Source organism: Metapseudomonas boanensis, from assembly GCF_042232855.1.
In the GTDB taxonomy this organism is placed as follows: domain Bacteria; phylum Pseudomonadota; class Gammaproteobacteria; order Pseudomonadales; family Pseudomonadaceae; genus Metapseudomonas; species Metapseudomonas boanensis.
On record NZ_CP113889.1, the window covers coordinates 3508652 to 3522140 of the forward strand.

Below are 13489 nucleotides of genomic sequence, written 5' to 3' on the forward strand. Positions count from 1 at the left end.
AATTTCAATAACAAGAACCCTCTGAGGTGATGCCCAGATGAACAGCGAGCCCCACATTCAACGCGCGCAAGACCTGGAAAGACGCATACGCGTCTACGAGCAGATGGAGGAAAGCAAGGACTGGCCGGGGGCGTTGAACGCCGTCGACTACACCGCAATGACTCTGATGACGCTTGTGCTGGTCATCGGCTTCTACGTCTGGGGGTACTGAGCCATGGCCAATCACGAACCCGTTAACCACGCCCTGGAAGCGGAGCGGGGTGATACGCCTCTGCTGCCCTCTGAGCGGATGTGGGGCTTCTGGGAGTTCACCTACGCCAACTCGGCCTTGGCCATCGCCACCTGGGCGTTCCTCATCGGTGGCGCGACGGCCCTGTTCGTCGGGCCCAAGGAGGGGATCGCGGCGATCGTCATCGGCAACATCCTTGGCGTGCTACTGGCGACCTTCTCCACCTGCGTGCCTTGTGGCAAGTACGGGACGGAGCAGTTCACCTTCCTGCGCAGCATGTTCGGTGGCAACGGCAGCCGCCTGGTCTATGTGCTGGCCGTGGTGTTCCTGACCATGGGCTGGCTCGCGGTGCTGGGGCTGATGTTCGGCCGTTCCATCGACGGGCTCACCGGGCTGCTTTCAGAGCACAAGACTGATCCCAATGGCTGGATAGTGCTGGCTTCGGGCTTCTTCGCGATCCTGCTGACCGGCATCGTCGTTGCCAAGGGGCCGACCTCGATCAAGGTGTTCAACACCATCGTCGCACCGGCCTTGATCGTGATCATGGGTGTGATGCTCTACATGATCCTCAGCAAGCACTCCTTCGCCGAGCTGATGGCGCTGCCTGCCCTGGATGCGCCCTTCGATGACAAGCGCGTCAACTTCATGATCGCCGTCGAGGTGAACATGGCGGCAGGCTTCTCCTGGTGGCCGTACATCGGCAACCTGGCGCGGCTGTCGAAGGACCAGCGTACGGCGTTCTGGCCGAACATCATTGGTATCTTCGCTGCGGCTTCCCTGGGTGAGGTAGTTGGCCTGCTGGCGGCATCCGCACTCGGCGACAGCGACCCGACGGTGTGGATGACGCACATCGGTGGCCTGACTTTCGGGGTGATAGCCCTGGGCTTCGTGGCCTTCGCCAACGTCACCAGCATGATCAACATCCTCTACACCTCCATCGTCGGCCTGCGCCAGCTCGCCGGTCGGAAGCTGCGGGAGATGAGCTGGGAACTGCTTGTGGTGCTGTTCTGCATTACGCCGATGGCGATCGTGCTGTTCGCGCCGGGTATCTATGACGGGTTCTTCATCTTCCTGGTCTGGACCTCCGCCCTGAACAGTGCCCTGGCCGGCATCGGCATCGCGGATTACTTCTTCCTGCGTCGCCAGCGCCTGAACCTGCGCCACCTGTATGCGTCGGAAGGGGTTTCCCCGTTCCGCTTCTGGAAGGGTTTCAACCCCATCGCCCTGGTGGCGCTGGTAGCGGGATTCGTCATCTACGTGGTGGTGTTCAACCCGCAGACCCTGGCCAATACCACCTTCTTCACCTTCGCCACTGCTTCACTACCCTCTTGCCTGCTGGCGGGTCTGGTCCACTACGGCCTGACCCGTGCTCTGGCGAGCCAACTGGGCTGGGGAGCGTACCCAAAGCGTGATGACAGCAAGAGCGAGGCACTGGGCCTCAATGCAAAGGGTTACAGCAATGAATAAGCGCTACGACTACATCATCATCGGCGCCGGTTCGGCCGGCTGTGTACTGGCCAGCCGCCTGACCGAAGACGCCGGCACCTCCGTACTGGTCCTGGAATTCGGCGGCAGCGACCGCAGTGTGCTGATCCAGATGCCCAGTGCCTTTTCGATCCCCATGAACACCAAGAAGTACAACTGGCGCTACGAAACAGCGGCTGAACCCCATCTCGATGGCCGCCGCCTGCATTGCCCTCGCGGCAAGGTGCTCGGCGGTTCCTCGTCGATCAACGGTCTGGTCTACATTCGCGGCCACGCTTACGACTTCGATGAGTGGGAGTCGCTGGGGGCCAAGGGCTGGGGCTACCGGAACTGCTTGCCGTATTTCAAACGTGCCGAAAACTACAAGTTCGGCGGCGATGACTACCGCGGCGCGGACGGCCCGCTCAGCACCAACAACGGCAACAACATGCAGAACCCGCTGTACGGCGCCTGGGTGGAAGCCGGCGCACAGGCCGGCTACATCAAGACCGACGATTGCAACGGCCATATGCAGGAAGGCTTCGGTGCCATGCACATGACGGTGAAGGACGGCGTACGCTGGTCCACCGCTAATGCCTACCTGCGCCCGGCCATGCAGCGGCCGAACCTGACTGTGGTGACCCACGCCATGACCCGGCGCATCCTCCTCGACGGCAAGCGGACCGTTGGCGTCGAGTATGACTGCGGTGGCCAGACTCACACCGTGTACTGCAACCGCGAGGTACTGGTGTCGTCCGGGCCGATCGGCTCGCCGCACTTGCTGCAACGCTCCGGCATCGGCCCGGCGGCGGTCCTGAAAAAGGCCGGGATCGAGGTCAAGCACGACCTGCCGGGCGTGGGCGAGAATCTGCAGGATCACTCGGAAATCTACATCCAGTACGAATGCAAGGAGCCGGTGACCCTGAACAGCAAGATGGGTCTGTTCGCCAAGGCACTGATCGGCCTGCGCTGGCTACTGTTCAAGGACGGCCTGGGCGCCAGCAACCATTTCGAGGCGGGCGGGTTCATCCGTTCCGAGAAGGGCCTGCGTTGGCCGGACATCCAGTTCCACTTCCTCCCCGCGGCGATGCGCTACGACGGTGACAAGCCGTTCAAGGGGCATGGCTTCATGGTGCTGACTGGCCCGAACAAACCGAAAAGTCGCGGTCATGTGCATGCGTTGTCGGCCGATCCCTACGAGCATCCGGAGATCCGCTTCAACTACCTGGAGAGCGAGGAAGATCGCGAGGGCTTCCGCCGCTGCGTGCGCCTGACCCGGGAGATCATCGGCCAGCCGGCCATGGACCGTTACCGTGGCGTAGAGCTGGCGCCCGGGCCGCAGGTGCAGACAGACGAGGAAATTGACGCCTTTGTCCGCGCCAACATGGAAAGCACCATGCATCCATGTGGCTCCTGCCGCATGGGTGAGGACGACATGGCGGTGGTCGATTCGGAATTACGCGTTCGTGGGCTGCAAGGCCTGCGGGTCATTGACTCTTCGGTGTTCCCCACCGAGCCCAACGGCAACCTCAACGCACCCACCATCATGCTGGCGGAGCGCGCCTCGGACCTGGTCCGTGGACGCCGCACGCTGCAGCCGGAGGATGTGCCCGTCGGTCTTGCGGCCAACTGGGAACACTCGCAGCGGACCAGCGCACCCAAGCGCCAGGTCGGGGTCTGAACCCTACCGGAAGGGAGCCGGCCAATCCTGGTACGGCCCCTTCCGTTGACCTCTGTTGACCGTTCGGCACCCTTCATCAAACTGTCACGGAACTGTGTCAGTGCGAACGCAAGGAATTCATCAGAATCGCACTTTACTGGGGTTTTGCGTTCTGGATTTCCGACATGCGTGTGTTGATCTTGCTCCTCGCGCTCATTTGCGGCCTGCCTTCCTTTGCGTCTGCTCGATGCGACGTGACCACTCCGACCGAGATCGTCGACCTGGGTGAAGTGCGCCTGGCCTACCAGAGTGTGGGTAGCGCCCGGGACCCAGCGCTGCTGATGATCATGGGGCTGGGTGGCCAGCTGATCCATTGGCCCGATGAGGTGGTGGAGCGGCTCTGCGAGAGCGGCTTCCGGGTGATCCGTTTCGACAATCGCGACGTGGGGCTGTCGGCCTGGACCGGTTCGCCACCAGCGGCGAACCTGGCCTACGAAGTGCTGCGCTATCGCCTAGGCCTGCCAGTTGCTGCGCCTTACGGGCTGCGCGACATGGCCCGTGACTCCTTGCGCCTGCTGGATGCGCTGGGTATCGAGCAGGCGCATGTGCTGGGTGCCAGCATGGGCGGCATGATTGCCCAGCACGTGGCGGACCTTGCGCCGGAGCGCGTGCTCAGCCTGACCTTGGTGATGACCAGTTCCGGCGCCCAGGGCCTGCCGGCGCCAAGCCCGGCATTGTTGGAGCTACTGGCACGGCGCGAAGCACCGAGCCGCGAGGTGGCCATCGAGCAGCAGGCCGACCTGCTCGCCGCCCTTGGCAGCCCCGACGTGAGCGACGACCGTGTTTCACTGCGAGAGCAGGCCGCGCGTTCCTACGACCGGTCCTTCAGCCCGGAAGGGGTGCAGCGGCAGTTGTTGGCCATCCTCGCCGAGCCCAGCCGGGTAGAGTTGCTCAACCGCCTCAAGGTGCCGACCCTGGTCGTGCACGGCACTTCCGACCCGCTGCTGCCGGTGATGCATGGCGTGCATGTGGCGGCGCATATCAAGGGCTCGGAACTGAAGCTGATTCCAGGCCTGGCGCACCGCTTTCAGGATGCGTTCAAGGAGCCTTTGCTGTCAGCTGTGCTGCCCCACCTGATGGCTCATCGTCAGCTTGATGGACATTGGGCGCGGCTTTGAAACGGCCGGATCGGCGGCGCTGGCCTTTGTGAATGAACTCGCACCCACAACAAGCGGATTCCCAATTTGCTCGGATTGCTCCCGCTCCCTCTGGGAGGGGCTGGAGTGAGGGCGAGTGGACTGGCCTGCGGTTCGTCAGCCCGGAGGATCACGCTTCACCGATCCACCATCGCGGTTCGGATCAGGGCTTGCGGTTGATGTGAAAAACGATGGCGGCCGGTGCTCTCAGGCCGCATCCGCCCGCGGTCGACGCGGGTACTCATCTTTCAGGTACTGCGCCAGCCGCGCCTTCTGTCCGGCAGTCATGAACAGGCCGAGTTTGGTACGCCGCCAAAGGATGTCGTCGGCGCTGACGGCCCATTCTTCCTGACACAGGTAATCCACTTCGCGGGCATAAAGACCTGCTCCCAGATCCTCGCCGAGGTCCGCCTGTTCGTGAACCCCGCGGAGCAGTTGCCAGGATCGGCTGCCATAGAGGCTGGCCCAGCGACGGAGGAGGCTGGTGGGTAGCCAGCCGAAGCGGGTGCCGAGAGCTTCGACCAGGGCGGCTCGGCTCTCCATGTTTTCCCCGCCAGGCAGGGGCGCCGTTTCCGTCCAGGGGGGCGTGGCATCTGGGAAGTAGGGCGCCAGCTGCAGTAACACGGCCTCGGCCAGCTTGCGGTAGGTGGTGAGCTTGCCGCCAAACACCGAAAGCAGCGGTGCTTCGCCTGGATGGACCGAAAGTGCCAGGGTGTAGTCGCGGGTCACCGCTGACGGGTCTGCGGACTCATCGTCACACAATGGCCGAACGCCCGAGTAGCTGTGGAGGATGTCGCGCTCGCTCAGTTGTTGCTTGAAGTGACGGTTGACCACATCCAGCAGGTAGTGAATTTCCTCCGGTGTGATGGCCACCTTGGCCGGGTCGCCCCGGTATTCCCGGTCGGTGGTGCCAATCAGCGTGAAACGCTCCAGATAGGGGATAGCGAAGACGATGCGCCGATCCTCGTTCTGCAGGATGTAGGCCTCTTCGCCCTCATGCAGGCGCGGCACTACGATGTGGCTACCCTGGATCAGTCGAATGCTGTAGGGCGCTTTTTGCCTGAGGTCGTCCTCGATGAAACGGGAGACCCAGGGGCCAGCGGCATTGACCAGGGCGTGCGCGCGTATGGACAGCAGGCTGCCGTCGGCGCGCTCGAGATGGATATGCCAGAGGCCCTTGCTGCGCCGGGCGCTGATGCAACGGGTTCGGGTGTGGATGTGCGCGCCATGCTCCCGTGCGGCCATAGCGTTGAGTACCACCAGCCGCGCATCGTCGACCCAGCAGTCGGAGTACTCGAAGCCTCGGCTGATATTGGCGTGCAGGGGGCTGCCGGCACCGAATCGCAAGGCTCGGGAGGCTGGCAATTTCCTGCGTTTGCCAAGATGGTCATAAAGGAACAGGCCGACGCGGATCATCCAGGCTGGTCGCAGGTGTGGGCGGTGCGGAAGCACGAAGCGCAGTGGTTTGACGATATGCGGTGCCTTGGCCATCAGTACTTCGCGTTCGGCCAGGGCCTCGCGTACCAGGCGAAATTCGTGGTGCTCCAAATAGCGAAGCCCACCATGGATAAGTTTGCTGCTGGCGGAAGAGGTATGTTCGGCTAGGTCGTGCTGTTCGCAAAGGAATACCGAAAGCCCGCGACCCGCAGCATCGGCGGCGATGCCGACACCATTGATGCCACCGCCCACAATGGCCACGTCATAGACTTCAGCAATGGGCGAAAAGGAGTGGTTATGGTTCATGGCGCGACACCGAGTCGGAAATGAACGTTCAATGTTCGTTTCCGAAAAAAGACTAGCCGAGCTCTCATGTCTTGACCAGCCCGCTGTACCCGCCGACGCCGGACGGTCATGAAAGATTCATCGGTGGTGAGCCAGTGTCAGACTCGCTCGAACTGGACCTTGTTCTCTGCCATCAGGCGAGCCAGGGCAGGGGAGGGTTGGTGGTCGGTGAACAAGCGATCCACCAGCGAAATGGGGCCCAGGCGCACGACGGCGTTGCGCCCGAACTTGCTGGAATCAGCAGCAAGGAACACCTGGCGAGCGTTGTCGATGATGGCCTGGGAGACGCGCACCTCCTGGTAGTCAAAGTCCAGCAGACTGCCGTCTTCATCGATGCCACTGATGCCGACCAGCGCGTAATCCACCTTGAACTGTTGGATGAAGTCCACGGCGGCTTGGCCGACGATCCCCCCGTCGCTGCGTACCGTGCCACCGGCTACCAACACCTCGAAGTCCGACTTGTCACTGAGTTGGGCGGCCACATGCAGGTTGTTGGTGATGACCTTGAGGCCCTTGTGGCCCAGCAGCGCCCGGGCGATGGCCTCGGTGGTGGTGCCGATGTTGATGAACAGCGAGGCGTGGTCGGGGATATGGGCGGCCACAGCTTCGGCGATGCGCTGCTTCTCTTCGCGCATTTGTCCGGCACGCATTACGTAGGCGGTGTTCTGGATGCTCGAGGCTTCGCTTGCCGCCCCGCCGTGGGTGCGACGCAGCAGGCCGCGTTCGGCCAGCTGGTTGATATCGCGGCGGATGGTCTGTGGCGTCACGGCGAACGCTTGGACCAGTTCGTCGATGCTGACGTAGCCTCGATCACGGGCCAGGTCGAGGATATCTTGCTGGCGTGGGCCAAGGTTCATACGCTCTCCCGGTTCTCGCTCTGGCTGGCTGCGCGGCATTATATCGATGGGCTGTGAAGCCACCGATTTTCCGCTAAGGTACGTCAAATCTGTAGCAGGATTTTCACAATCGAACATGACTCCCGCCATCGATCTGCTGAAGAAAGCCAAGGCTGAGCACAAGGTGCACAGTTATACCCATGACCCCAAGGCCCCGTCCTATGGACTGGAGGCTGCGGAAAAGCTCAACCTCGACCCGGCGCGGGTATTCAAGACCCTGCTTGCCGCCACCGAGAAAGGCGAGTTGCTGGTCGCTGTAGTGCCGGTGGCCGGGAGCCTGGACCTCAAGGCGCTGGCCCATGCCGCCGGCGCGAAGAAAGCCGAGATGGCCGACCCTAACCAGGCACAGCGCACCACCGGTTACCTGGTGGGCGGCATCAGCCCGCTGGGGCAGAAGAAGCGCCTGCGGACCTTCATCGACGTTTCCGCCAAGCAGTTTCCGAGCATTCATGTCAGCGCCGGCCGACGTGGCCTGGAACTGGAACTCAGTTCAGAGACCCTGGCGACCTACACCCAGGGCCAGTTCGCCGCCATCGGCCGCGAATGACTCACCCCTCATAACTAGGAAGGTCTCCATGGCCCATTACCTGCTTGCCATCGACCAGGGCACCACCAGCAGCCGTGCCATCGTTTTCAGCGCCCAGGGCCTGCCGGTGGCACGTGCCCAGCAGGAGTTCAAGCAGTACTTCCCGAAGGATGGCTGGGTGGAGCATGACGGTGAGGAAATCTGGTTGACCACCCTCAAGGTCTGTCGCGAGGCCATTGAGCAGAGCGGGTTGAACCCCGCCGATATCGCCGCTATCGGAATCACCAACCAACGCGAGACCACCCTCGTATGGGATGCCGTGACCGGCACGCCGATCCATCCGGCCATCGTCTGGCAGGACCGCCGAACGGCGGATTACTGCACGGATCTCAAGGCTGCGGGGCATGAAGCGGACGTCGCTGCGAGGACCGGATTGCTCATCGACCCCTACTTTTCCGCTACCAAGCTGCGTTGGGTATTGCAGAATGTGCCCGGCGCCCGCGAGCGCGCCGAGCGCGGCGAGCTGCGTTTCGGCACAGTGGACTCTTTCCTGCTCTGGCGCCTGACCGGCGGCAACGTGCATCGCACTGATGCCACCAACGCGTCGCGTACGCTGCTGTTCAATATCCACAGCCAGGAGTGGGACCTAGAGTTGCTGCGACTCTTCGAGATTCCCGTCAGCCTGATGCCGGAAGTGCTGGACTGCGCCGCCGAGTTCGGCCACACGGATCCGGCGCTGCTCGGTGCCAGTATCCCGGTGCGGGGCATGGCGGGCGACCAGCAGGCCGCGCTGATAGGCCAGGCATGCTTCGAAGCGGGCATGGTGAAGAGCACCTACGGCACCGGCTGTTTCATGATCCAGAACACCGGCGAGAGACCTGTGGCCTCGCGTAACCGCTTGCTGACCACCGTCGGCTACCGTCTGGACGGCAAGGTCACCTACGCGGTGGAGGGCAGCATCTTCGTCGCTGGGGCTGCGGTGCAGTGGTTGCGCGACGGGATCAAACTGATCAGCCATGCCCGTGACAGCGAGGCCCTGGCCGAGCAGACCGGTGATGCCTGCGGCGTCTACCTGGTGCCGGCCTTCACCGGCCTCGGTGCGCCTTACTGGGACCCGCGCGCACGGGGCGCCATTTTCGGCCTGACCCGTGATACCGGCATCAAGGAAATCGTCACCGCAGGCTTGCAGTCGGTCTGCTACCAGACCCGCGATCTGCTTGAAGCGATGCGCCAGGATGGCGCCGCCGCGCCCAGCGCCTTGCGCGTGGACGGGGGCATGGTGGAGAACAACTGGGTCATGCAGTTTCTTGCGGACATCCTCGGGGTCTCGGTCGAGCGTCCGGAAGTGACCGAAACCACTGCCTTGGGTGTGGCCTACCTCGCAGGATTGCAGGCCGGTCTCTACCAAGACCTGGACGAAGTTGCCGGCCACTGGCATCGGCAGCACCGATTCTCGCCACGCATGGCGGACACCCATCGGCAGAAGCTCTACGACGGCTGGCTGGATGCCGTGCAGCGAGTGCGCAGCGGCGGTTGAGGGTAAAGCGACGGGCGGGGCGGCAGGCAATGGCTGTCGAGCAGCGGTGTTTACGGGACGCCGCTCTCTGCTTGGCGCTGGCTTGCCTGTGCGCATCTACCTAAGTGCCCGCCCTGCAGCGTTGTTCGAGGCGGGCTTGAAATGCAGGCAGCAGTCAGGCCGGCTGGACTAAGCTGTCTTGTTCGGAAAAGGCACAGACTGTACGGCAGCTGGCCGGGCATGCTCTGACATGATTGGCCGCACACTATCGAGGAGCTGTGACCATGAAGCTCGAATTTCATCAAATCGACGCGTTTACCCAGCGCCCCTTTGCCGGCAACCCGGCCGTGGTCTATCGCCTGGACGCTTGGCTGGACGATGCGCTGATGCAGCGAATCGCCGCCGAACACAACCTTTCCGAAACCGCCTTCCTGGTCAAGGAAGGCGCCGTGTGGCGAATCCGCTGGTTCACCCCGAAAGCCGAGGTGCCACTCTGTGGTCACGCTACCCTGGCCAGCGCCCACGCGTTGTTCGAGGTGTACCAGGAGCCGGGCGAGCGCCTGGAGTTCATCAGCAAGTCGGGTGAGCTGCGGGTTAGCCGTGAGGAGGAGGGGCGTCTGGCCCTGGATTTCCCTGCGCAGGTGCCTCATCCGGTCGCGGTGACCGTAGAGCTGGAGCATGCGCTGGGCATGGCGCCTGTGGCGGCCCTTGGCGCCAACCTGCTGATGGTAGTGCTGGAATCGGAGCAGGCTGTGCGTGAATGCACGCCGGATTTCAAGGCCTTGTCGAAGTTGCCCTGGCAGGGCGTGATTGTGACAGCGGCAGGTATGAAGCACGATTTCGTGTCGCGCTTCTTTGCACCTGTGATCGGCATTGACGAAGATCCGGTGACGGGCGCAGCCCATTGCAGCCTGATCCCCTACTGGGCCGAGCGCCTGGGCAAACGCCTGCTGCGTGCGGAGCAGTGCTCGGCACGCGGCGGAGAACTCTGGTGCCGTCTGGATGGTGAACGGGTGAGCATTGCCGGTCACTCGGTGCTGGTGGCCAGTGGTCGACTCTGGATCTAGCCGAAGTGGAGTGGGAGACCGGGGCCGCAGTGATGCGGCCCTGTGCGTTTCAGACCGCGCTGCTGAAGCGGCGGACGCCGGATTCCGAGGGTGAGAAGTGTGCGGCAACGCTGCCTGGGGCAGGAAACACCACCAGATGGTCAGCGGCTACGCGAATGCCAACGTCTTGGCCCGGCAGGTGGTCGGCATGACTGGGGAAGATCGCTTCCAGTTGGCTCCCAGTGGGTAGCTGCAGACGATACAGGGTCGCAGCGCCCAGGAATGTCTTGCCGATGATGCGTGCCTTCAGCTCGCTTTCAGGGGCCGGCACGATATCGTCCGGACGGAGCAACACGTCCACGGCACAGCCTTGCGGCAGCGTGTAGGCACGGTTACCGCGGATCACCCCGAGTTCGGTTTGCACCGCATCCGCCGAGACCAGTTGGCCGCGAATGAAGTAGCCCTGGCCGACAAAGCTGGCGACAAAGGGCGTGAGCGGCTCGTGGTAAAGGTTGAATGGCGTATCCCATTGCTCGAGGCGGCCGGAGTTGAATACGCCGACATGGTCGCTGACGGCGAAGGCTTCTTCCTGGTCATGGGTGACCAGAATGGCACTGGTGCCGCGGGCCTTGAGGATGTCACGCACCTCATGGCTCAGCCGCCGACGCAACTCGCCGTCGAGGTTGGAGAAGGGCTCGTCGAGCAGCAGCAAACGGGGCTCCGGGGCCAGGGCTCGGGCCAGCGAGACACGCTGCTGCTGGCCGCCGGACAATTCGTGCGGATAGCGCTGGGCCAAGTGATGCAGCTTCACCAGCTCGAGCAATTCCCCGACCTGTTTGTCGCAATTCGGCTGCTTTCGAATGCCAAACGCAACGTTCTCGGCCACTGTCAGGTGAGGGAATAGGGCATAGTCCTGGAACACCATGCCGATTCGACGCTTTTCGGGCGCAAGGGTGAACCCCGCCCGCGAGATGACTTGGTCGGCGAGCTGGATCTCGCCTTCCAGCACCGGCTCGAAGCCAGCGATGGCGCGCAGGGTGGTGGTTTTGCCGCAGCCTGACGGGCCAAGCAGGCAGCCGATATCGCCGGCGTTGAGGTGCAGGTTGAGTCCCTGCACCACGTGCTGTTCCTGATAGCCGCAACTGAGGTTGCGCAAACTGAGCAGCAGTTCGTGATTCATGCGCTATGGGTATGTTCGACCAGCATTTCGAGCAGGGCTTTCTGCGCATGCAGTCGGTTTTCCGCCTGGTCCCAGGCTACCGAGCGAGGATCGTCCAGCAAGTCGACGCTGATTTCCTCGCCCCGATGCGCCGGCAGGCAGTGCATGAACAGCACGTCTTCGGCGGCCAGGTCGAGCAGGGCCTTGTTGACCTGGAAAGGCGCGAACAGGGCCAGGCGCTGAGCAGCTTCTTCTTCCTGGCCCATGGAGGTCCAGACGTCGGTGCTCACCAAGTGGGCTCCGGCGACGGCCTCACGCGGGTCGCGGACGACCTTGACGCGATCACCAGCCTGGGCGAGGAGGGCCGGGCTCGGATCGTAGCCTTCGGGGCAGGCGACCCGGAGCTGGAAGTCGAACTGGATGGCCGCCTCGATGTAGGTGTTGCACATATTGTTGCCATCGCCGATCCAGGCAACGATCTTGCCCTGGATGCTGCCACGGTGCTCCAGGAAGGTCTGCATGTCCGCCAGCAACTGGCAGGGGTGCAGATCGTCAGAGAGGCCGTTGATCACCGGCACTCGGGAATGGGCGGCGAACTCGGTGAGCTTGCTGTGGGCGAAGGTGCGGATCATCACCGCATCGAGCATGCGGGACATGACGATGGCGCAGTCGCTGATCGGCTCGCCACGGCCCAGTTGGGTGTCGCGGGGCGAGAGGAAAATCGCCTGGCCGCCCAGCTGGATCATCCCGGCTTCGAACGAAAGGCGAGTCCGGGTCGAGGCTTTCTCGAAGATCATGCCCAGCACACGGCTCTTGAGGGGCTCATAGCGCACACCTCGATTGCGCAGATCTTTCAGTTCTGTGCCTCGACGGATCAGGCTGTTCAGCTCCTGGGGAGTGCAGTCCATCAGGGAGAGAAAATGCCTAGCGCTCATGGTTACTACCTTTCTTATATGCCACTGGCCGCGTGTCCTGGCCGGGTGATGCGGATAAAAGCAGACGGGACGGCGGATAAACGCCGGAACGATTTTGGGGGAAGGCGCGATCTTATAAGGAAATGTCGCACCATGCCAACAAGAGGCGCATGAGGCGCGGCTTTGCGGGGTGTTGCGGGATTTCCTGAACCGATTTCGTACCAACTTCCTGTTTTCCAGCTTCTGCAGTTCGGTCAAGTCCGACGTGGAGTTGAACTATTTCGCATTGGCGGAAAGCAGCATTTGTACACCGGCCCGGAGCGCCTTGGCAATCGAGTGAAATTCTGCTGATCACATAGGCCCTTATATGGGATTGACCGTGGTGGGCGAAATGGGGGGCGGCAAATCGGCTGGAAGCTCGTGGAGGTAACGAGGGGCCGATAGAGACGTTTCCGGATGGGATTTCGGAATCCATGAACTGATGCTGCGCGGCTCGCGTTGCTAGGGGACTGCGTCTCCCAAAACTGGGCTGGTTCCGGGGACGCGGCATCCGCATAGGGATATCCAGCGGAGCCGGCCATAAATGCAATCGATCCATGGAGATATCGATGAAGAAGTTCCTTATGCCCGCCGCCCTGGTTGCTGCAATCGCGTCCTTCACCGGCTGCAGCAGCGACAACGTCCGTCAACCGACCTCGCCGTTGAATGGCAGCGCCGGAACCGACCTGAAGGCAGATGTTACGGTGGGTGAGACAATCACCGGTCAGTCCCAGGTGAACATCCTGTTCAGCTTCCTGCAGTTTGGCGGTGACTCCAAGTTCGCCGACGGCGTTGCCTACGGCGGCGCTTCGGGTGGCCTTCCCTTCGGGCCGGATCCGATTGCCTCGGTCAAGTCCGCTGCGGCTTAGAAGGCCGTGAAGTCCTCGGGAGCCGACTTGATCGTTGCACCTCGCTATGAGATCAGCGTTCAGGACTATTTCGTGTTCAAGAAAGTCAGCGCCAAGGTGACCGGTAACAAGGGCACCATCAAGTCGATCCGCTAAGGCGACAGACGAATCGGCAGGCGTGATGCCTGCCGATTCATGAAGCTGGCCCTGCTGG

The 13489-nt window shown here is 62.6% G+C and carries 11 protein-coding genes and 1 pseudogene; 8 read left to right on the forward strand and 4 right to left on the reverse strand.

Features of this window, described 5'->3' with window-relative positions; genetic code table 11:
- Positions 1-37 precede the first annotated feature (37 nt).
- The 4 genes from OXH74_RS16260 (at position 38) to OXH74_RS16275 (ending at position 4531) form a co-directional block, all read left to right on the forward strand.
- Positions 38-211: a hypothetical protein gene (locus tag OXH74_RS16260; RefSeq protein ID WP_375737900.1), complete on the forward strand. Its 174-nt coding sequence runs from the start codon at positions 38-40 to the stop codon at positions 209-211.
- 3 nt (positions 212-214) lie between these two features.
- Positions 215-1696 carry a purine-cytosine permease family protein gene (locus OXH74_RS16265; protein WP_375737901.1) on the forward strand — a complete coding sequence of 494 codons (1482 nt, stop codon included), beginning with the start codon at positions 215-217 and terminating at the stop codon, positions 1694-1696.
- Positions 1689-3374 carry a choline dehydrogenase gene (betA, locus tag OXH74_RS16270; RefSeq protein ID WP_375737902.1) on the forward strand — a complete coding sequence of 562 codons (1686 nt, stop codon included), beginning with the start codon at positions 1689-1691 and terminating at the stop codon, positions 3372-3374. Before OXH74_RS16265 ends, betA begins: the two co-directional genes overlap by 8 nt.
- A 164-nt stretch (positions 3375-3538) precedes the next feature.
- Positions 3539-4531, forward strand: coding sequence for an alpha/beta fold hydrolase (locus OXH74_RS16275; RefSeq protein WP_375737903.1), 993 nt, complete (start codon positions 3539-3541; stop codon positions 4529-4531).
- 225 nt (positions 4532-4756) lie between these two features.
- Here OXH74_RS16275 and glpD read toward each other — a convergent pair whose 3' ends face one another.
- Both glpD and OXH74_RS16285 read right to left on the reverse strand, forming a co-directional pair.
- Positions 4757-6292, reverse strand: a complete 1536-nt coding sequence (glpD, locus tag OXH74_RS16280) for a glycerol-3-phosphate dehydrogenase (protein ID WP_375737904.1) — start codon at positions 6290-6292, stop codon at positions 4757-4759.
- A 137-nt stretch (positions 6293-6429) separates the two neighbouring features.
- A complete protein-coding gene (locus OXH74_RS16285) occupies positions 6430-7188 on the reverse strand; it encodes a DeoR/GlpR family DNA-binding transcription regulator (protein ID WP_375737905.1) in 759 nt (252 codons plus the stop codon).
- Between the two features lie 115 nt (positions 7189-7303).
- Here OXH74_RS16285 and ybaK point away from each other — a divergent pair, with 115 nt between their 5' ends.
- The 3 genes from ybaK to OXH74_RS16300 all read left to right on the forward strand — a co-directional run bounded on the left by ybaK (position 7304) and on the right by OXH74_RS16300 (position 10336).
- On the forward strand, positions 7304-7774 hold the full coding sequence (ybaK, locus tag OXH74_RS16290; protein ID WP_375737906.1) for a Cys-tRNA(Pro) deacylase: 471 nt from the start codon (positions 7304-7306) through the stop codon (positions 7772-7774).
- 28 nt (positions 7775-7802) lie between these two features.
- Positions 7803-9290 (forward strand): glycerol kinase GlpK, encoded by a 1488-nt coding sequence (glpK, locus tag OXH74_RS16295; protein WP_375737907.1) that lies wholly within the window; start codon positions 7803-7805, stop codon positions 9288-9290.
- A gap of 263 nt (positions 9291-9553) precedes the next feature.
- Positions 9554-10336 (forward strand): PhzF family phenazine biosynthesis protein, encoded by a 783-nt coding sequence (locus OXH74_RS16300; RefSeq protein ID WP_375737908.1) that lies wholly within the window; start codon positions 9554-9556, stop codon positions 10334-10336.
- Positions 10337-10385: 49 nt separating this feature from the next.
- Here the strand turns inward: OXH74_RS16300 and OXH74_RS16305 are convergent, their stop codons facing one another.
- Positions 10386-11495: an ABC transporter ATP-binding protein gene (locus tag OXH74_RS16305; RefSeq protein WP_375737909.1), complete on the reverse strand. Its 1110-nt coding sequence runs from the start codon at positions 11493-11495 to the stop codon at positions 10386-10388.
- Positions 11492-12409, reverse strand: coding sequence for an ornithine carbamoyltransferase (argF, locus tag OXH74_RS16310; RefSeq protein WP_375737910.1), 918 nt, complete (start codon positions 12407-12409; stop codon positions 11492-11494). The genes OXH74_RS16305 and argF overlap by 4 nt, the downstream gene beginning before the upstream one ends.
- Positions 12410-12996: 587 nt before the next feature.
- Here argF and OXH74_RS16315 point away from each other — a divergent pair.
- A pseudogene (locus OXH74_RS16315) lies at positions 12997-13431 on the forward strand (hypothetical protein).
- Positions 13432-13489 lie beyond the last annotated feature (58 nt).